Below are 18142 nucleotides of genomic sequence, written 5' to 3'. Positions count from 1 at the left end.
GAATCAGGCCCTCACTGGCCGGTGTGCTGAGCGATGGGTGCTACACCGGGGTTTTGTTCAACCTGCACCTGGTCACCGGCCTTGACGTGCTGCAAGCCTTCGACCACCACCCGCTCGCCAGGGGCCAAGCCCTCGCTGACGACCCAGCGATCGCCCTGGGCGCTGCCCAGCACTACCTGGCGGTCGCTGACCCGGGCTTGCTGGTCGACCACCAGCACCTTGGGCACGCCGGCGCTGTCGCGCAGGATGGCGCGCTGCGGCACGCTCAGGCCCTTGGGTTGCACGGCCTGTTCCAGGCGCACGCGCACGTAGCTGCCGGGCAACAGGTCGAGGTCCGGGTTGGGGAACTCGCTGCGCAGGGTGATCTGGTTGGTGGTGGGGTCGACGCTGATGTCCGAGAACAGCAGCTTGCCTGGCAGCGGGTAGGCGCTGCCGTCGTCCTGGATCAGCGTGGCGCGGGCCTGGCCGTCGCCCACCTGCTGCAGTTCGCCTGCGCGCAAGGCGCGGCGCAGGGCGTTGAGCTCGCGGGTAGACTGGGTGACGTCGGCATGGATCGGGTCCAGCTGCTGGATGGTGGCCAGTGGGGTGGTCTCATTCTGGCCGACCAGTGCGCCTTCAGTGACCAGGGCACGGCCGATACGGCCAGAAATCGGCGCCGTTACGGTGGCGTAGCCGAGGTTCAGGCGGGTGCGTTCCAAGGCAGCCTTGGCCGCGGCCACTTCGGCATCGGCCTGCAGGAAGCTGGCCTTTGCGTTGTCATATTCCTGGCGGCTGACAGCCTTGTCGTCGACCAGTTCGCGGTAGCGCTGCTCCTGCAAACGCGCCTGGTACAAGGTAGCCTCGGCCTTTGCCAGGGTGGCGCGGGCGCTGTCATGGTCGGCCTTGAATGGCGCTGGGTCGATCAGGAACAGCACATCGCCCTGTTTGACGTCACTGCCTTCGCGGTACACCCGCTTGAGCACCACGCCCGCGACGCGCGCGCGCACTTCGGCGGTGCGCGGAGCCAGGATCCGGCCGCTGAGTTCGCTGCTGATGGCCAGTGGCTGCAGTTGCAGGGTTTCTACCCGCACTTGCGGGGTAGGGGCTTTTTCGTCTTGCTCGGCGCTGTCGCCACAGCCGGCCAGGGACAGGCTCAGAAACGCCATGAACGCCAATGGGCGCAGGCGAGGGGGGAGGGTAGTAGGCATGCGGATCTTCCGATGATGACCGGGCGTATGGTACGGCAGGTATTGCCCGTGCGGCTGTTAACACCTGTAGGGCGAGTGTGAAAAAGTGTGAAGAACAATCCTTTCGTGCGGCTGGGTTCTATATTCTGCGTATGCCTGTGCCGGCCTCTTCGCGGGTAAACCCGCTCCCACACGGATCGCGTACAGGCCTACCTCAACCCAGATTCCCAAGCACCTATGCCGAATATTTTCCTGGTCGAAGACGACAGCGCACTTTCCGAGCTGATCGCCAGCTACCTGCAACGCAACGACTTCCATGTCCAGGTGATCGCCCGGGGCGATCATGTGCTGGACGAATATCGTCGGCAAAAACCCGACCTGGTCATCCTCGACCTGATGCTGCCGGGTATCGATGGCCTGCAACTGTGCCGCCTGCTGCGCCAGGAGTCACAGACTCTGCCGATCCTGATGCTGACCGCCCGCGACGACAGCCATGATCAGGTATTGGGCCTGGAAATGGGCGCCGACGACTACGTGACCAAGCCCTGTGAGCCGCGCGTGCTGCTTGCCCGCGTGCGTACCCTGCTGCGCCGCAGCAGCGTCAACGAGCCGCGGCTGGATAACGACCTGATCCTGATCGGTGGCCTGCGCATCGATCTGGCCGAGCGCACGGTCAGCTGGCGCGGCGAGGAGGTGGAGTTGTCCAGCGGCGAGTACAACCTGCTGGTGGTACTGGCGCGCAATGCCGGCGAAGTGCTGAACCGCGACCGTATCTTGCAGCAGCTGCGCGGTATCGAGTTCAACGGCACTGACCGTTCGGTAGACGTGGCCATTTCCAAGCTGCGGCGCAAGTTCGACGATAACGCCGGCGAAGCGCGCAAGATCAAGACCGTGTGGGGCAAGGGATACCTGTTCAGCCGCGTCGAGTGGGAGTGCTGACCGACCATGCTCAAGATCCTGGTGCGGCTGTACCTGGTGATCATCGTCGCCTACGCCGGTGCGCTACTGTTCATTCCTGACACCATCGTCGGCCTGTTCCAGGAGCGCTTCATGGCCTACAACCTGGACCAGGCCAAAGGCGTGCAGTCGCTGATCGTGCGCCAGTTCCACCAGGCCCCGCGCGAGCAGTGGCCGGCTGTGGAGCAAGACCTGGCCAGCGCGTTCGCCCCGCTGGAAGTGAAACTGCTGCGTATGGATCAGGCCGAACTGAGCGCGGACGAGCAGGCGCGCCTGGAGCAGGGCCAGTACGCTGTGCGCATTGCTGAGTGGGGTTACTACGAAACCGTGCTGGCACCGCTGGACAAGGACTGGCTGGTGCGCCTGCACGCACCGCCTGACCCGCTGGACATCAATGTGCTGTCGTGGGGCGTGACCGTGCTGATCGGTGCGGCCATGCTGGGCTGCCTGCTGTTATGGGTATGGCCGCACTGGCGCGACCTGGAGCGCCTGAAGGAAACCGCCCGGCGCCTGGGCCAGGGGCAGATGGCCGAGCGCACTCACATTTCGCCGCATTCCAACATTGGTGAGTTGGCCGGGGTGTTTGACACCATGGCCAGTGACCTGGAGCGCCACGTCAACCAGCAGCGCGAGCTGCTCAATGCGGTGTCCCATGAACTGCGCACACCGCTGACCCGCCTGGACTTCGGCCTGGTGCTGCTGTTCGACGAAGTGCCGCCGGCCAGCCGCAAACGCCTGCTGGAGCTGGTGGGGCATGTGCGCGAGCTGGATGAGCTGGTGCTGGAACTGCTGTCCTACAGCCGGCTGTACAACGCCGACCAGGCCCGCGAGCGGGTCGAGGTGTCGTTGCTGGAACTGGTCGACAGCGTACTCGGCGGCTTTGCCGAAGAACTCGATGGCCGGGGTATCCAGTGGGAAGTGCGGGCCGAGGGCAATTTGCCCCGGTTTGTGCTGGACCCACGGCTGACGGCGCGGGCGGTGCAGAACCTGGTGCGCAATGCCATGCGCTATTGCGATGAAAGCCTGTTGCTGCGCTTGCGGCTGGAGGACGATGGCGCTTGCCTGCTGACGGTGGAGGATGACGGGATTGGTATTCCGGTGGAGGAGCGGGAGCGGATTTTCCAGCCGTTCTACCGGCTGGACCGCAGCCGCGACCGCAACACCGGCGGTTTTGGCCTGGGGCTGGCGATCAGCCGGCGGGCGATCGAAGGGCAGGGCGGGACCTTGACCGTGGCGCAGTCGGCGCTGGGCGGGGCGCAGTTCAGGATCCGCTTGCCTGCAGGGTGATGGGGTGCCTGTGCCGGCCTCTTCGCGGGTAAACCCGCTCCCACAGGTACGCCACAGCGTTCAAAATCTGTGCGGTCCCTGTGGGAGCAGGTTCACCCGCGAAGAGGCCGGGCCTGCTAGCCCTGCTCCGCCAACTGTGTACTCCACAACACAAACCGGTCCTTGCCGGTGTGCTTGGCTTCATACAATGCCTGGTCGGCGCGGACCAGCGCTGTGGTCAGGCTGTCGCTCCTGCCCACCCGGGCCAGGCCTATGCTGATGGTTACCGGGTGCTCGCCCCTGTCCTCGCGCACTCGTTGGCACAACGCCGCCACCTGCTGCTCGGCACCCTGCTGGTCCAGCCCCTGCAGGAAGATTGCGAACTCCTCACCGCCCAGCCGGGCAAACGCATGGCCGGCCATGCTCGCCTTGATATGCAGGGCCACTCGCTTGAGCACTTCGTCGCCTACGTCATGGCCGAAGCGGTCATTGACCCGCTTGAAATTGTCGATATCGATCATCGCCAGGTACTGCCCGGAGGTGGCCATGCGCAGCTGGCGGTCGGCCTGGGCCATGAACGAGCGGCGGTTGGGGATTTCGGTCAGGGCGTCGACGTAGGCTTGCTCCAGCAACACCTTGGACAGGTAGAAGTTGTGCAGTTTGGTCTTGCGGATCTGCAGGTAGCTGTAGCTGACCAGGCCGCTGAGAAACACTGCGTAGCTGATCAGCATGGCGCCTTCGAGCGCGTCGGGCTCCATGCGGGTGTGGTAGAACGGGCTGAGCATCACCCAGGTGATGGCCATGGCGCAGAAGAATGACCAGCGCCGCACCGGCAGCACCGACATGGCATACAGCACGGTGGAGACCCCGAGGATCAGCCACACCGGGCGCAGGGCCACCGGGAGGCCTTCGATTACCAGCCGCATGCCCAGAGTAATGACGGTAATGAACAGCAGGTTGAGCACATCGAAGTGATGGCTGCGACGGGTGAAATGCAGCACGACGGTCAGGCAGCCGAGCAGGGCGAAGAACAGGAAGGAAAGCCAGGTAAAGCCTTGGCCGCCGAGAAAGCTGACGATCAGGTCGAATACCAGCCAGGTCAGGAGGCTGACGCAGAACACCAGCAGGCAGAACGGGCGCATGGACTCGAATTCGTGCTGGCGGAACTCGGCGCGCAAGGCGGCGGGGGCGACCTGCTTGCGTACGTGTTCCTCGATGGTTTTGAACATGGGTGAGCTCCTGGGGGTACTGCTTTGCCAGGCCCGGCCCTTTCGCAGCACAAGGCTGCTCCTACAAGAGGCCTGCGCTATCTGTAGGAGCAGCCTTGTGCTGCGAAAGGGCCAGCTTTGGCGACTCAATTCTGTGGCAAAACACCCCGGGCCCAGGGCCGGTAGCGCAAGTCAAACACCGCCTCGAGATGGCACCCGCCAACCAGCTTCGGCTCCGTAGGTTCAGCCCTGAATACCTGCCCAGGTGCGCTCACCTGGCGGAACGCCTCGCGCACCACGCCTATCCGGCATGGCAAGGCCTGTTCGTAACCCTCGCGCACCAACGGCGGCAATCGCCCAGTGCCGGCGCCATCCTGCCACCACACAGTCAAGCCCAGGCCTGCCAGTTGATCCAGCCAGGCAGCGTTGACCCGGGGCGACAGCTTGCCTGCGCTGAAGGCACTGATGTGCAAAGGCTTGTCCAGTTGGCGGTTGAAGGCCTGTAACTGGCTGAACAGCGCTTCGCGCCGCGCGGGGTCGCGAAAATGCTGGTCGTCCAGCTCCATGGGCAGGTACCAGCCGTCCACCGACAACTGCCAGGCCTGGCGCAGTTGCTGGTACTGGCTGAGTGAGCGCCCCAGTTGCGCTTTCCAATAGCTGCTCAGGCCTTCGCCGTCCAGTTCGTCCAGACGCTGGTAGTAGGCGGGGTCCATGTACAGCCCCAGCACCACCTGCAGGCCTTGGGCACGTGCGCTGCGCAGGCTGTTGGCCAGCCAGCCCTGGGCGCCGCCGAAGTCGCTGTCGCCATAGGCGCTCCATTGTACGATCAGGGCCTTGCCCCCCTGGGCCACGGTGGCATGCCACAGCTGTTGCCACTGGGCGGGAGTGACATTGGCGTCGCGGTTGAGCGGTTGATAGAACAGGCGCTGGTCGGCCGTGGCGGGCAGGCACAGGGCAAGCAGGCAGAAGGCGAGGATCGCACGCATCAGAAGGTCATCTCCGCACCGACCAGCACGCCGTTGGCGCGCTGGTAAAGATTGCCGCCCAACGACTGCTGGTACTCGGCACGCACTTTCAGCGAGCCGCGGTAGGCGTTGTAGCGGTCGTCATCGAACCACCATTGCCAGCGCACGCCCACTCCGGCCCGGACGTCCTGACGCCAGTCGTTGCTCGGGTCCTGGCTGGAGAACTCGACAAAGCCATAGGGCATGATGGTTTGCGGGGAACTGCCGGGCAGCTTCCAGGCATGGCCTTGCTGGTAGCGTGACAGCCAGGCGTGGTCGCCGGCGCGGGTCCACCAGGCCGCGTCGAGGTAGAGGAAGCGCTCGTTCCACTCGTCTTCATCCACGCGCCAGTCATTGCGCCAGTCGCCCTGGTCAAGGAACGAGGCGGTGGCGCGCAACAGCAGGTCATTGCTCGATTCGGCATGGTGGCGCAGGTCGCCCCAGTTGCCGCCGACCTTGGCCGGGCTCAACAGCTGACCAAGGCTCAGGCCGCGGTAGTGCGCTTCGTCGATCTGCCGCTGGTGGTAAAGCTCGGCGTACAGGTTGAGGTTGGCCTGGCCGAGCGGCTTGTAACGCAGGCCGACCCCGGTACCCATGCTTTGCGCATAATCGGTGCGGCTCTGGCCACCGAACAGTACCCGGCCATACACCGACAGGGTGCTGCCGTTGCGGCTGGGTTCTTCGCCCAGGGCATGGTCCCACATGGCCAACTGCACGTTCTGCGACTGGGCGCGGCGTGAGCTGCCGGTGCGCTGGCCGGTGTCGAGGAACTTGTCGTTGGTCGAAGTGCCGGCGGGTGACCAGGTGCTGGCCAGGGTGACGGTGTCACGCCGTGACAAACTTTCGTGGGCACGGCGCTGTCGGTACTTGCGGGCTTCCAGGCTGCCGTATTCGTCGTCACCGTCGACCAGGTTCTGCTCCACATCGAGGATGCGGCGCAGTTCGCGGCGTGCCGAGGCGCTGTCTTCAGCTTCGTCGTAGCGCAAGGCCAGCGTTTCGCCGAGGCGATAATCCTCGGGGAAGTCGTGGGTGGCACGCTCCAGGTAGGGGATCGACTGGCGGCGCTGGGCCTTGTCTGTCGAACCGGCCAGGCGCATGCCGTAGTCGGCGCGGTAACGCGGCTGATCGGGGGCCAGCCGCACGGCTTCGGCCAACCAGGCCATGCTTTGCTCGCTGTTGCCGGCCAGCTGCGCGGTGCTGGCAGCTGCGTAGTAGTGGTCGGCCCGTGGGCTGCTCGCCAGTGCCTGGCGCTGAAAACCCAGGGCAGCCTGGTAATCGCCCTGGCGCTGGGCAATGGCAGCGCCCAGTGCCCAGTCATCTGCGCTGTGGTGTGCGGCAGCGTCCCAATAGCGCCGGGCCGCGTCAGCATCGCCTGCGTTTAGCGCGCCACCGGCCGCGGTGAGGCGGGCGTTGTCGGTCCAGGCGCTGTCCGGCAGGCTGCGCCAGATAGGCAGCGCGGCTTGGGAGTCACCGGCTGCTTCAAGTGCATAGGCCAACGGCAGGCGGTTACTGGCATCCCCCAGGCGCTCGGCAGCCTGGTAGTAGACCACCGCTTCGCCGGGTTGGTCGGGCATGGCGCAGCGGCCGAGGGCGCGGTATTGGCCAGGCTCGCGGGGGGTGGCCGGTACCGCTTGGCGCACTGCGTCGCACTGGCCGGCCTCGGCCAGGCGGCCGAGCAACTGGGCACGGGTATTGGCATCGACCCGGGGGATCAGGCCGAGCATGCGGTGGCTGGCCAGAGGCCCATCGTTGCGGGCATACAGGTTGCCCAGGCGCTGCAACAGCGATGGGCTGAGGCGGCCCTGACGGCGGTCGTAGGCCTGTTCCAGCAGTTGCCGGGCGTGTCCGGTCTGGCCCTGTTCCACCAGCAGGAACGTAGCTTGCTCCAGTGCGGCCAGGTCGCCACTTTGCCGGTAGCGGTTTTCCCATTCGCTGGCTGTGCGCGGTTGTGGGGGTTGTGGCGGGTCGCCATACAGGCGTTGGTGGAGTACGGCGTAGGCGCGTGTGTCGGTAGTGGGTGTGCAGCCTTTGAACTGTTCGCGGGCCAGGTCCGGGTCATGGCGTGACAGCCAGTCGACGGTGTCCAGGCAGGGGCGCTGCAGGTCGTTGCTCAGGCGGCGCACCAGTGCCGCATCATCACCTTCGCGGGCCAGCTCCCACAGTTGCTGGCGCTGGCCGGGCTGATTCAGTTGATCTGGCGGCAGCGACTGCAACCAGCGCTGGGCTTGCTGGTTGTGGCCCATGGCAATGGCGCGGTTGGCCATGGCCAGGCGCGCCTGGTCGGCTGCTTGAGGGGAGGGGGCGCTGGGCAGCAGTTTGTTCAACCCTTTTTCATCCACCTGCTGGACATAGGCGTTGGCCAGGCGTTGCCAGTCTTCGGCGGGCAACTGGCCCTTGTCGGCGAGCGGCTGCAGTTGCTCGATGGTTTCCTTCCAGTTGCGCAGTTGTTCGGCGAAGTTGGCCCGGGCCAGGCGTAATACCTGGCCGTCATCCCTAGGCGGCAACTGGCTGAGCCAGTCCAGCGCCTTGCCCGCGCCACCGAATTTGGCCAGGCTCAGGCTGTAGGCCTGCCACAGGCGCACGCGTTGATTACCCTCACTGGACGCCAGCCATTGTTCCACCTGGCTGGCGGGCGGTGGGTCCTGTTCGATCCAGGTCAGGCGCAGTTCGAGCAGGGCGTCGGCGTATTCGGGGCTGCCGCCCAGCTGTTCGGCCAGCGCCTGGGCTTCCTTGTAGCGGCGTTGGTGGGCCAAGGCCTCAACCAGCAGGGCTCGGGCCTCGTCGTTGTTCGGCACCCGGCCCAGCACATGGCGGGTCAGCCGCTCGACCTCGGCCCAGTTATCTTTCCTGGCCTCGCGATAGCTGCGGTCCATAAACGGGAAGCTGGTGAACCGCTGGAAGTCGGTCATCGGTGCCGAGGCAGCGACAGGCAGCGCGGCGCAGCACAGCAACAGGCCAGTGAGGGTGAGGGAAAAGCGCGGCTTCATGCCACCTCCCGGGTCAGATCAAGGGCGGCCTGCTGCTCGCTGGCCTGTTCAATGAGCGCCTGTTGCAACACCTGCTCGGTGATGATGCCGCGGGCAATCAGGTGCTCGCCCAGGCTCTGGTGCTCAGGGTCGAAGTCGATCAGTGCCTGGTTGAACAGGGTGACCGGGACCATGCCGCGCACCTGCAACAGGGTGCCGAGCATGACCTGATGATGGCTGACACGCTCCAGCAGCGCTTCGTCGTCCTGATGGCGCTCCAGAATGGCCAGCATGTCGCGGGTTTCCGCCTTCTGCCAGGGGCTTGGGTAGTGGTAGCGCAGGCCCAGGGTGACCCGGCCCTGCGGCGCCAGGCGAATGCGGACCGGGCGTTTCAGGTAGCGGCTGATCACCCCCAGCGACACTTGGCTGACCGGGCTTTCGCTGGCCAGGACCAGCGTGTCGCCGTCTTCGGCCACGGGCAGTACCCCATAGTGCGTCGCCAGTTTGCGTGGCAGCCTGGCAATCAGTTGCGGCTCGAGCTTGAACGGGTTCAGCGGCGCCCAGGGCAGGTCGAGTTGCTCGGCCAGGGTAGCCACCAGTTGTTCGCTGTTCACCCAGCCACGCAGCAGCAGTTCGCGCCCCAGGCGCCGGCGTACCGGGTTGGTGAGTGCCTGCTGCAGCTGTTCCTCACTGATCAGCCCTTTGGCCACCAAGCGCTGGCCCAGCGGCGTGCGTGCAGGGGCGGCGATGGCGGGGAATTCATGGGTGGTCTTGTCCCAGGCCACACGCCGCGAATCGCCCATTTCCATCACCTGGCGCAGGGCACGCAGGTTGGCGAAGAAGTTGACGAAGTTGCTCCACATCATCCGCGGTGCCGACAGCAGGCCTTCGCCAATGCCGTAGAAACGGGTGACGAACCAGCCGCGCTGGAACAGGCGATTGAACAGCATCAGCCCGTTCAGCCACAGTAGGGTAGACAACAGCCAGCTGTCGCTAAGGATCGACATGAAGCGCCACGAGTCCGGCGCAATCACCGTGACCAGCCACATGGCCAGCAACACCAGCAGCAACAAGTTGACCAAAAAGCTCAGCAGGTAGGCGAACAGCCCACGGCGGTCGCGCCAGAGGAAGTAGTTGAGTGCGCCCTTGCGGCTCCAGCCGAGGTTGCTGGTGCCCTGGAATACGATACCCACGATCCACCGTGACTTCTGCCGGATGGCATGCTGCCAGTCACGCGGGAAGTGTTCGCGCACGCAGATCACCTGGGAGAATTCCCGGCTCATGCCCGGGCGCCACTCCTGCTTCAGGGTCAGCGCCGGGTCGGTGATGGAATAACGGGCGAAAATGCACTTCATGCCCTTTTGCTTCAGACGAAAGCCAATGTCGTAGTCTTCGGTGAGGCTCTGCACGTCGAAAGCAATGCCGTCGCCGTCCTCCAGCAGCGCACTGATGGCGCGGCGGCTGAAGCAGGTACCGACACCGGCGCTGGGCACCTGGCCGGTCAGCGCTTCGCGGACGATGACGTCCTTGCCGTGGTTTTCGGCAAACTCGTCGACATAGTGGCCGGCGGTAAAGCCTTTCCATTCCGGTGCGTAGGGGTAGACCGGGATCTGGATCATGTCCTTGTTCGGCAGCAGGTAGTTGAACAGGCGCAGCTCCATGGGCGAGATCACGTCTTCGGCGTCATGCAGGATGAAACCGGCGAACTCGATGCCGGCGTCCTGCTGGAAGCGCAGCAGGGCGTCGATGATGTTGTTCAGGCAGTCGGCCTTGCTGGTGGGCCCAGGGCGTGCGCACACCACCTTGTGCACGTTGGGGTAGTGCAGGCACACCGCGTCGACGTCGGCCTGGGTTTGCGGGTCGTTGGGGTAGGTGCCGACGAAAATCTGGTAGTTCTCGTAGTCAATGGTGGAGGCCGCCAGGCGCGCCATTTCACCGACCACGCCCACTTCGTTCCAGGCCGGGACCATGATGGCCAGGGGCTTTTCCGGCACTTCGTACAGGCGCTTCTCATCGGCCTTTTCGAACTTGTCGTAAATGCGAAAACGCCGGATCAGCTTGCGGCCCCAGTAGCACAGGTCGATGAACAGGTCGTCCAGGCCGAGCAGAAACATCAACGAGGCAAGGGTGATGGCCAGGATCTTCAGGCCGAACAGCACATAGGTGAGAAAATCGATGAATGCCAGGCTCATGTGGCAGTCACCGGCAGCGCAGAGTGGGCCATCGTCTTTATCCTCGCTCGGTTCCCTCGACGAAGTTGTACGAAATGTCACTTTTGTACGGGATAGATACAAGCAGCCGTATGCGCTGTTGTCCAAATTTCGGGCTTTTTCTTGTGAGCTACATCTTGTAGCTTTACAGGTCGTTCATTCAGGGAGCTGAACATGCAAGGCAAGGCCCGCAAGATCGTCCAGGCCATCCTCTATGAAGCCATCGCGGTCGCCTGCGTGGCGCCCGCGCTGGAGCTGGCGTTCGGTGCCGGCATGGCGCAGTCGACGGTGCTGTCGGTGCTGATGTCCGGCATCGCGATGAGCTGGAACATGGGCTACAACTGGGTGTTCGAGCGCTGGGAAGCGCGCCAGCGCCAGCGTGAGCGCACATTCATGCGGCGCTTGCTGCACGCCTTGGGCTTCGAGGGCGGGTTGGTGGTGATCCTGCTGCCACTGGTGGCGTACTGGCTGGATGTGAGCCTATGGGCGGCGCTGCTGACCAACCTGGCGTTGTTCGTGTTCTTCTTCGTTTACGCCTTTGCCTTCCAGTGGGGCTTCGACAAGGTGTTCGATGTGCCGCTTTCGGCGCAGCAAGCCAAGTGTTGACTTTGTGCCGCACTAACGGCTAAGTTCCTACCCCATGAATACATTCCCGCATGTGAACGCCATTATTATTACCGCCATTATCAGCTTGGCGGGCTAGCGCGTACGTGCACCTAACCCGCCCTGGAGGCGGGTTTTTTCTCTCTGACTCCTGGGCAACATAAAAAAGCCAAGGAGTCATCGATGACCAGCTTCAGCGTCCCTCGTACAACCGTCACCCCCCAGCAACTGCTGTCGGAGCAGGTGCGGCGCATTCTGGCCGCGCCGGTGTACGACCTGGCCATCGAAACGCCGCTGCAAGCCGCGCCTGCGCTGTCTGCCAGCCTGGGTAACCAGGTGCTGCTCAAGCGCGAAGACTTGCAACCTACCTTCTCGTTCAAGATCCGCGGCGCCTACACCCGTTTGTCACGCCTGAGTGCTGTGCAGCGCGAGCGCGGGGTAATCACCGCCTCGGCGGGCAACCATGCCCAGGGCGTGGCCCTGGCGGCGTCGCACCTGGGCATGAAGGCCACCATCGTCATGCCGACCACCACGCCGTCACTGAAGGTGGAAGGGGTGCGGTCGCGGGGCGGGCATGTGGTGCTGCACGGTGAGAGCTTCCCGCACGCCCTGGCCCATGCCCTGACGCTGGCCGACAGCGAAGGCGCCACCTTTGTGCCGCCGTTCGATGACCCGGACGTGATCGCCGGGCAGGGCACCGTGGCCATGGAAATCCTGCGCCAGCGCCCGGGCGCGCTGGACGCCATTTTCGTACCGGTGGGCGGTGGCGGGCTGATCGCCGGCATCGCTGCCTACGTGAAGTACCTGCGCCCCGAGGTGAAGGTGATTGGCGTAGAACCGGAGGACTCCAACTGCCTGCAGGCCGCCATGGCCGCCGGTGAGCGGGTGATCCTGCCGCAGGTCGGCACCTTCGCCGACGGTGTAGCGGTGGCGCAGATCGGCGCCCATTGCTTCGAGCTGTGTCGGCATTTTGTCGACGAAGTGGTAACCGTCAGCAGTGACGAGTTGTGCGCGGCGATCAAGGACATCTACGACGACACCCGGTCGATCACCGAGCCTTCTGGCGCCTTGGCGGTAGCCGGGATCAAGAAGTACGTGGCACGCGAGGGCGTGCAGGGTCAGACCCTGGTGGCCATTGACTCCGGGGCGAACGTCAATTTCGACCGCCTGCGCCATGTAGCCGAGCGGGCCGAACTGGGCGAGCAGCGCGAGGCGATCATCGCCGTGACCATCCCTGAGCAGCCAGGCAGCTTTCGCGCCTTCTGCCAGGCGCTGGGCAAGCGACAGATCACCGAATTCAACTACCGCTATTACCCAGGCAAGGAAGCGCGCCTGTTCGTCGGGGTACAGACTCACCCAGTGCACGACCCGCGTGACCAGCTCCTGGCCAGCCTGCACGAGCAGGGCTACAGCGTGCTGGACCTCACCGACAACGAGCTGGCCAAACTGCATGTGCGCCATACCGTGGGCGGCCACGCAGCGCCGGGCGCTGATGAGCGGGTGCTGCGCTTCGAGTTCCCCGAGCGCCCAGGGGCGTTGCTGGGTTTTCTGGAGCGGTTGGGCAAGCGCTGGAACATCAGCCTGTTCCATTACCGCAACCACGGCGCAGCGGAGGCACGGGTATTTGCCGCGCTGGAGGTACCGGCGGATGAGTCGGCGAGCTTGCCGTTGGCGCTGGACGAGATGGGGTATCGGTATTGGGATGAAACTGACAACCCTGCGTACAAGCTGTTCCTGGGCTGACGGCTAACCCACACTGGCTCCGGCGGCCTCTGTCTTGCGAGCAGCGCGCATCATCAGCCCAATTCGCCTTGCTTGTTCAACTGTTCGCACTGCACCTGCGCAGCGGTCCGGCTCGGGTAGCTCGGCTTGAGCCGCTCCTTCGCCTGGTTGTCGTAGATGTCGAACCCTCCGCACACGGTAGCGGCGTAGTAGCGGCTACCCGCGCGGAAAGAGTCCTTTTCGATTGGCACAGCGGGAACGATAACGAATCTGGTTTGCATGTTTCGTGCCTCCCCAGGCAGAGATTCAAGTATTAGTCGCACCCGTGATAAGCATCAAGCAGGCTCATGAATAAAGCCGATTTTAATCGGGCCGTCGGCCACCCGTCTGTCGATTCGGTGGCGTCTACCTGGTTTCCTGATCCATCCTGATGGAACAAGCCTGGGGCCAAGTGGTCTTCTATCTTGGCATCCGCCGGCCAGGCGGTAGCTACAGGCGCTGTGCGAGTGCTGTGCAACCCTTCAGAACCAGGCCATTCAAGGAGAAGCCGGTAGGTTACGTTCAGCGAGGTAAAGTTAGGTAAAAGCGGCCACGGCCCATAAACGGCTGGTTATTGTGGCTTGTACTGTCCAGTTAAAGATGCCATTGATGAACACACTTCCGTCGCAGCCAGGTGCTGAACGCGGGGCGTTCTCCAGTTTCGAGGCGTGTCGCAATACCCAGCAGGGCCCCGTGGTGATCCTTGCCTCCGGTGCTTCTGCCAAGCATTTTCCGTTGGGCGAATTTGCGCATTTGCCCATCATCGCCATGAACGGCTCGGTCGCGATGACCGCCGAACATGGCATTCAGCCTTTTTTCTACGTGTGCACCGACAAAAGCTTCAGCCAGCAACAGCCGGCCTTGTTTGCCACTGCCTTGCGCGACAGCGACCGCCTGGCGCTGTGGCCCGAGCAGTATGTGGGTGCTGATGTGCCAGCCGGCACCGAGTGCTATGCCTTGCACAAAGCCGACACGCCGGGCCTGCTGGACGGTTTGCGTGGCCATGGTGACAGCTGCGTGTGCAACCGGGCGCTGTGGAGCAAACGCAGCCGCTCGATTGCCTTCAGCAAAGACTTGGCCCATGGGTTCTTCGACGCCCGTACAGTAGCGTATGTGGCCTTGCAGCTGGCCTATCACCTGGGCTTTGAAGAAGTGTTGCTGGTAGGGGTAGATCTGGATCAGAGCGTTGGGCGCTTCTACGAGAAGGGCCAGGGGCAGTGTTCGCCGTGCGGGCTCGACCAGCATTGGGACAGCCGTATCCTGCCGTCGTTGACGTTGATGGCCAGGGAAGTGGTCAACGAGCAGTTCCATGTCTACAACCTGTCGGCGACGTCGCGCATTCCTGCCGAACTGATCCCCAAGGTCAATCTCAGCCAGGCCCGGCACATTGCCGGCTGCGCAATTACCTGAGCAAGAAAGCGGGTGCATCAAGGACTGTGGATGCGTACAGTAAGTTGATCGCAATCTGCAGGAGCCTGCTATGTCCAGCGCATTCACTTTCATGCAATCGCCCGTCGGCACCCTGACCCTGGTGGCCCGGGGCGATTGCCTGGCAGCCGTACTGTGGGAAGAGGAGCGGGAAAACCGCGTGCGCCTTGGCGCCTTGCACCGTGACGATCAGTGCCCGGTGCTACTGGACACCGCGCGGCAGCTTGGCGAGTACTTTGCTGGCAAACGCCAGCGTTTCGAGCTGGCGATGGATTTTGTCGGTACCGAGTTCCAGCGTCAGGTGTGGGCCGCGCTGCTGGCGATACCCTTTGGTGAAACCCGCAGCTACGGCGACATCGCCCGGCAGATCGGCAACCCCAGCGCGGTGCGAGCGGTAGGCGCCGCCAACGGCCGTAACCCGATCTCGATCATCGCCCCGTGCCACCGCGTGATCGGTGCTTCGGGCAGCCTGACCGGCTTTGCCGGTGGCCTGGCGGCCAAGCAGTATCTGCTGGCGCTGGAGGGCCGGCAAAGCCTGGCGCTGGACCTTTAGGCGTCAGCTGAACCAGCTGGCCACCAGGCAGAGCAGCACCGCAAGCGCCGAGCCGGCCATCAGGGTGTACTGCCGATGGGCGCGACGCGCATGGGCTTTGACTGCACGCAGGTACTCGCCGGGTGTCGGTGCATCGGGCCGATGGCGCAAACCCTCGGCCACGTCGGCAAGCTGGCCCTGGATCAGCAAGCCAATCAGGTAGTAGGCACAGGTGTAGCTCAGCAACGCCAGAAACAGATAGATCATGCCGGGTGCGGGTCCAGGGGCAGGGCTACTGCGCTGACATTGCCAGTGTCCAGCATGATCAGCCCTTCAGCGTGATCACCCAGGCTGGCCAGCAAGCGGCCCTGGCTGTCCCACGCTGCCGAACCGCCGGCACCGATGAAGGTGTCGGCTGGCCCCACGCAGTTGGCCATCAGTATCGGCATGCCCAGTTCACGTGCCACCTCCGGGTAATGTGCGTATCCCTCGCGGATGCCCTTGGCGGTTTTCGCCACGCTGACCAGATACAGGTCGGCGCCGTGCTCGCGGGCGGCGGCCGCGTGGGCCATGAACATCGATTCGTAGCAGATCGCCGGTGCCACCCGATGGTCGCCTACTTGCAGCAGCAGTGCCTGATCGCCTGGGGTGAAGTAGGGCAGCTCGTCATCATGCAGGCGCCGTTTGGCATAGGCCTGGCGCGGTGCCCCAGGGCTGAAGATGGGCATGCCGATGCGAATACCGTCGGGTGTCGGCAACGGCAGGCCAACGGCCACGGTGATACCCAGGCGGTCACAGGCTGCCTGCAGCGGGCCCAGTCGCTCGGAGCTGACCGGCAAGGCGGCCTGGCGCGCAAGGCTTGGCTCATAGCCGGTCAGCGACAGTTCGGGGAACACCACCAGCTCCGCGCCAAGGGCTGCGGCCTGCTCGATGCAGGCCAGATGACGCTGGAGGTTGCCTGGCAAATCGCCCTTGAGCGACGCCAGTTGTACGGCGCACAGTTTCATGAAATACCCTTCCCTGGTACAGGTTGAAGGGTCGAGCATACTATCGGCACCGACGCCTGTACCAGTGAAGGCTTTTTCAGGTTGCCGGGTGCGTCGCGAAGCGCTGGCGGAACCAGTCGTCGAGCATGGCCTTCTCGGCGTACAGGCGGTCGCTGCTGCTGGCGACCCGGCCTGGGCGGCTGAGGTACATCTTGTCGCTGACCCGTTCCTCGGACTGCTGGGCGGGTTTGCCCGGCTGGCTGAGGGTGTAGGTGAGGTCGATGGTCGGCCAGGTGATCTCGCGCATGAAACGCACATCGTAGGCCTGGCTGTGCCAGGGCTCGAAGCGCCCGGCCAGGTCGATGTCGCGGATATCGATGACCAGTTGCTGGCCCGGTTGCAGGTAACGCTGACCGAGCTTTTGCAGGTACTGGGTAAGGGACTTCATCACATAGGCATCGGCGCCACGCTCATAACCGTGGCTGTCCAGGCTGGCGTCGCGGAATTGTTCCGGGTGGTCGAAACGCACCTCGACCTGCGCGGCCGGGGAGCCTTGTGCCATGCTGTTCAGTGACAGCGCCATGAGCACGGCACACACGAGGGCGGTACGCATGATGCACCTCCGGGGTAGATTGGGGGGTGTCTCCATTTTACGCCCGCCATGGCAGCACCTGCAGAGGAAGATTGTAATGGGACGGTTTCGGCGGTTGCTCACCAATATCCGGGGGCGTGACCTGGCGGTGGGCGATATCCATGGTCACTTCCAGCGCCTGGAGCAGTGCCTTGAAGCGGTGGGGTTCGACCCTGCGGTAGACCGCCTGTTCAGTGTGGGTGACCTGGTCGACCGGGGGCCGCACAGCGAGGCCGTGCTGGAGTGGCTCGCGCAGCCTTGGTTCCATGCGGTGCAAGGTAACCATGAGGCGCTGGCAATCACTCGCGTGCGTGGGGGGCGGCTTGACTTGGAGATGTACCGCGCAGCGGGTGGAGGCTGGTTTCTGGACCTGCCGCGCAAGGCGCAATTGCGTTTCGTGGAACGCTTCGAGCAATTGCCGATTGCCATTGAGGTGGAAAGTGCGGCCGGTTTGGTCGGGTTGCTGCATGCAGACAGCCCGTTTGCGGATTGGGCAGCGCTACGTTCCAGCCTGCAACTGGATGATGACCCCGAAGTACGCAAGGTATGCCAGTGGTCGCGGCGGCGCCTGAAGGAAGGCGATACAGAACAGGTGCAAGGCCTGAGGGCCTTGCTGGTCGGCCATACGCCGGTGTTGGAGGCAAAGCGGCTGGGTAATGTCTGGCACCTGGATACGGGGGGCTGGGCGGGCGGCCATTTCACCTTGATGGACATGCGCACGCTGCGACTGGTCAGCCCCGGGCCACGTGCAGCACCAGCGCCGCAGCCAATATCACCAGCATGAGCCCTGAGGCCCGCTCCAGCCACGGCAGGCTGCGGGCGAAACGCCGCAGTACCCCCTGGTTGCCGATGGCCACGGCTACCAGCAGGTCCCAGAGCAGGACAATGCCGAACATCCACAGGGCGTAGGCCGATTTCCAGCCGGCGCTGGCACTGGTGACCATGCTGGCCAGGCTGGCATAGAACAGCGCGTTCTTGGGGTTGAGGATGCCGGACAAAAAGCCCAGGCTCAAATTGCGCCACCAGCCTAGAACCCGCTGGTTTTCAGCGACGGCGCACAGGCTGGTTAGTCCGGCATGACGCAGGAACAGTATGCCGATGTACAGCAGGTAACCGGCGCCGGCCAGTTGCAAGGTGGTGAACAGCAGGCTGCCTTCCTGCAGTACTGACAGGCCAGTGAAGGCCATGGCGATGAACGCGCCATTGGCCAGGGCAATGCCCAGGCAGGCGCCACTGGCGATGCGCCAGCCGCTGTTGATCGAGCTGCGTGCGACCAGGAAGAAGTCCGGACCGGGTGAAAGCAGGGCGAGAAAGTGGGCGAGGGCGATGATCAGAAACTGTTGCATGGGCGGGGCGGCTCTGCGGGAAAAACCGCAGTCTGCTGCCGGGCTTGTCAGGCGTATTGAAGAATATTGCGTGGTAGT

General features: G+C 64.1%; 17 protein-coding genes. 7 read left to right on the top strand and 10 right to left on the bottom strand.

Annotation, left to right across the window (positions count from 1 at the left end; all coding sequences use genetic code 11):
* Positions 1 to 11: 11 nt before the first annotated feature.
* Positions 12 to 1187 carry an efflux RND transporter periplasmic adaptor subunit gene (locus ABI582_RS06295; protein ID WP_442118679.1) on the bottom strand — a complete coding sequence of 392 codons (1176 nt, stop codon included), beginning with the start codon at positions 1185 to 1187 and terminating at the stop codon, positions 12 to 14.
* Between the two features lie 216 nt (positions 1188 to 1403).
* On the opposite strand from ABI582_RS06295, the gene ABI582_RS06290 reads away from it, so the two are divergent.
* Positions 1404 to 2105: a response regulator transcription factor gene (locus tag ABI582_RS06290; protein ID WP_016499479.1), complete on the top strand. Its 702-nt coding sequence runs from the start codon at positions 1404 to 1406 to the stop codon at positions 2103 to 2105.
* A 6-nt stretch (positions 2106 to 2111) separates the two neighbouring features.
* Positions 2112 to 3410 (top strand): ATP-binding protein, encoded by a 1299-nt coding sequence (locus ABI582_RS06285; protein ID WP_442118678.1) that lies wholly within the window; start codon positions 2112 to 2114, stop codon positions 3408 to 3410.
* A gap of 116 nt (positions 3411 to 3526) precedes the next feature.
* Here ABI582_RS06285 and ABI582_RS06280 read toward each other — a convergent pair whose 3' ends face one another.
* From ABI582_RS06280 to nfrB, 4 genes are all read right to left on the bottom strand, one after another.
* The gene (locus ABI582_RS06280) at positions 3527 to 4618 is read right to left on the bottom strand and encodes a diguanylate cyclase domain-containing protein (RefSeq protein WP_442118677.1); all 1092 of its coding nucleotides are present in this window, start codon (positions 4616 to 4618) and stop codon (positions 3527 to 3529) included.
* A 125-nt stretch (positions 4619 to 4743) separates the two neighbouring features.
* Entirely contained in the window at positions 4744 to 5583 is an 840-nt protein-coding gene (locus ABI582_RS06275) for a DUF4434 family protein (protein ID WP_442118676.1), read from the bottom strand.
* Entirely contained in the window at positions 5583 to 8588 is a 3006-nt protein-coding gene (locus tag ABI582_RS06270) for a phage receptor (RefSeq protein WP_442118675.1), read from the bottom strand. The genes ABI582_RS06275 and ABI582_RS06270 overlap by 1 nt, the downstream gene beginning before the upstream one ends.
* A complete protein-coding gene (nfrB, locus tag ABI582_RS06265) occupies positions 8585 to 10759 on the bottom strand; it encodes a cyclic di-3',5'-guanylate-activated glycosyltransferase NfrB (RefSeq protein ID WP_442118674.1) in 2175 nt (724 codons plus the stop codon). The genes ABI582_RS06270 and nfrB overlap by 4 nt, the downstream gene beginning before the upstream one ends.
* A gap of 192 nt (positions 10760 to 10951) precedes the next feature.
* Between nfrB and ABI582_RS06260 the strand changes: the two genes are divergently transcribed.
* Both ABI582_RS06260 and ilvA read left to right on the top strand, forming a co-directional pair.
* Entirely contained in the window at positions 10952 to 11383 is a 432-nt protein-coding gene (locus tag ABI582_RS06260; protein WP_016499485.1) for a PACE efflux transporter, read from the top strand.
* 180 nt (positions 11384 to 11563) lie between these two features.
* Positions 11564 to 13123: a threonine ammonia-lyase, biosynthetic gene (gene ilvA, locus ABI582_RS06255; protein ID WP_338744112.1), complete on the top strand. Its 1560-nt coding sequence runs from the start codon at positions 11564 to 11566 to the stop codon at positions 13121 to 13123.
* Positions 13124 to 13176: 53 nt separating this feature from the next.
* Here the strand turns inward: ilvA and ABI582_RS06250 are convergent, their stop codons facing one another.
* On the bottom strand, positions 13177 to 13383 hold the full coding sequence (locus ABI582_RS06250; RefSeq protein WP_442118673.1) for a hypothetical protein: 207 nt from the start codon (positions 13381 to 13383) through the stop codon (positions 13177 to 13179).
* Between the two features lie 367 nt (positions 13384 to 13750).
* On the opposite strand from ABI582_RS06250, the gene ABI582_RS06245 reads away from it, so the two are divergent.
* Together ABI582_RS06245 and ABI582_RS06240 are read left to right on the top strand one after the other, a co-directional pair.
* Positions 13751 to 14551: a lipopolysaccharide biosynthesis protein gene (locus ABI582_RS06245; protein WP_338744110.1), complete on the top strand. Its 801-nt coding sequence runs from the start codon at positions 13751 to 13753 to the stop codon at positions 14549 to 14551.
* 70 nt (positions 14552 to 14621) lie between these two features.
* On the top strand, positions 14622 to 15122 hold the full coding sequence (locus ABI582_RS06240) for a methylated-DNA--[protein]-cysteine S-methyltransferase (RefSeq protein WP_338744109.1): 501 nt from the start codon (positions 14622 to 14624) through the stop codon (positions 15120 to 15122).
* A 3-nt stretch (positions 15123 to 15125) separates the two neighbouring features.
* Here the strand turns inward: ABI582_RS06240 and ABI582_RS06235 are convergent, their stop codons facing one another.
* From ABI582_RS06235 to ABI582_RS06225, 3 genes are all read right to left on the bottom strand, one after another.
* Positions 15126 to 15368, bottom strand: a complete 243-nt coding sequence (locus ABI582_RS06235; RefSeq protein WP_338744108.1) for a hypothetical protein — start codon at positions 15366 to 15368, stop codon at positions 15126 to 15128.
* Entirely contained in the window at positions 15365 to 16108 is a 744-nt protein-coding gene (locus tag ABI582_RS06230) for a carbon-nitrogen hydrolase family protein (RefSeq protein WP_442118672.1), read from the bottom strand. Before ABI582_RS06230 ends, ABI582_RS06235 begins: the two co-directional genes overlap by 4 nt.
* A 76-nt stretch (positions 16109 to 16184) precedes the next feature.
* On the bottom strand, positions 16185 to 16700 hold the full coding sequence (locus ABI582_RS06225) for a DUF3016 domain-containing protein (protein ID WP_442118671.1): 516 nt from the start codon (positions 16698 to 16700) through the stop codon (positions 16185 to 16187).
* A gap of 76 nt (positions 16701 to 16776) precedes the next feature.
* On the opposite strand from ABI582_RS06225, the gene ABI582_RS06220 reads away from it, so the two are divergent.
* The gene (locus tag ABI582_RS06220; RefSeq protein ID WP_442118670.1) at positions 16777 to 17502 is read left to right on the top strand and encodes a metallophosphoesterase; all 726 of its coding nucleotides are present in this window, start codon (positions 16777 to 16779) and stop codon (positions 17500 to 17502) included.
* Here the strand turns inward: ABI582_RS06220 and ABI582_RS06215 are convergent.
* Positions 17450 to 18064, bottom strand: coding sequence for a LysE family translocator (locus ABI582_RS06215; RefSeq protein ID WP_442118669.1), 615 nt, complete (start codon positions 18062 to 18064; stop codon positions 17450 to 17452). The genes ABI582_RS06220 and ABI582_RS06215 overlap by 53 nt on opposite strands.
* Between the last annotated feature and the right edge of the window lie 78 nt (positions 18065 to 18142).

Origin of the sequence: Pseudomonas sp. SAS7, assembly GCF_052112345.1 — a bacterium.
In the GTDB taxonomy this organism is placed as follows: Bacteria; Pseudomonadota; Gammaproteobacteria; order Pseudomonadales; family Pseudomonadaceae; genus Aquipseudomonas; species Aquipseudomonas putida_Q.
Note: the sequence above shows the minus strand (reverse complement) of the source record. Positions and strands in the feature narration are given on the sequence as shown.

Coding starts and splice junctions, on each gene's coding strand:
- ABI582_RS06295 (WP_442118679.1), bottom strand. CDS start 1,187: ATGCCTACTACCCTCCCCCCTCGCCTGCGCCCATTGGCGTTCATGGCG.
- ABI582_RS06290 (WP_016499479.1), top strand. CDS start 1,404: ATGCCGAATATTTTCCTGGTCGAAGACGACAGCGCACTTTCCGAGCTG.
- ABI582_RS06285 (WP_442118678.1), top strand. CDS start 2,112: ATGCTCAAGATCCTGGTGCGGCTGTACCTGGTGATCATCGTCGCCTAC.
- ABI582_RS06280 (WP_442118677.1), bottom strand. CDS start 4,618: ATGTTCAAAACCATCGAGGAACACGTACGCAAGCAGGTCGCCCCCGCC.
- ABI582_RS06275 (WP_442118676.1), bottom strand. CDS start 5,583: ATGCGTGCGATCCTCGCCTTCTGCCTGCTTGCCCTGTGCCTGCCCGCC.
- ABI582_RS06270 (WP_442118675.1), bottom strand. CDS start 8,588: ATGAAGCCGCGCTTTTCCCTCACCCTCACTGGCCTGTTGCTGTGCTGC.
- nfrB (WP_442118674.1), bottom strand. CDS start 10,759: ATGAGCCTGGCATTCATCGATTTTCTCACCTATGTGCTGTTCGGCCTG.
- ABI582_RS06260 (WP_016499485.1), top strand. CDS start 10,952: ATGCAAGGCAAGGCCCGCAAGATCGTCCAGGCCATCCTCTATGAAGCC.
- ilvA (WP_338744112.1), top strand. CDS start 11,564: ATGACCAGCTTCAGCGTCCCTCGTACAACCGTCACCCCCCAGCAACTG.
- ABI582_RS06250 (WP_442118673.1), bottom strand. CDS start 13,383: ATGCAAACCAGATTCGTTATCGTTCCCGCTGTGCCAATCGAAAAGGAC.
- ABI582_RS06245 (WP_338744110.1), top strand. CDS start 13,751: ATGAACACACTTCCGTCGCAGCCAGGTGCTGAACGCGGGGCGTTCTCC.
- ABI582_RS06240 (WP_338744109.1), top strand. CDS start 14,622: ATGTCCAGCGCATTCACTTTCATGCAATCGCCCGTCGGCACCCTGACC.
- ABI582_RS06235 (WP_338744108.1), bottom strand. CDS start 15,368: ATGATCTATCTGTTTCTGGCGTTGCTGAGCTACACCTGTGCCTACTAC.
- ABI582_RS06230 (WP_442118672.1), bottom strand. CDS start 16,108: ATGAAACTGTGCGCCGTACAACTGGCGTCGCTCAAGGGCGATTTGCCA.
- ABI582_RS06225 (WP_442118671.1), bottom strand. CDS start 16,700: ATGCGTACCGCCCTCGTGTGTGCCGTGCTCATGGCGCTGTCACTGAAC.
- ABI582_RS06220 (WP_442118670.1), top strand. CDS start 16,777: ATGGGACGGTTTCGGCGGTTGCTCACCAATATCCGGGGGCGTGACCTG.
- ABI582_RS06215 (WP_442118669.1), bottom strand. CDS start 18,064: ATGCAACAGTTTCTGATCATCGCCCTCGCCCACTTTCTCGCCCTGCTT.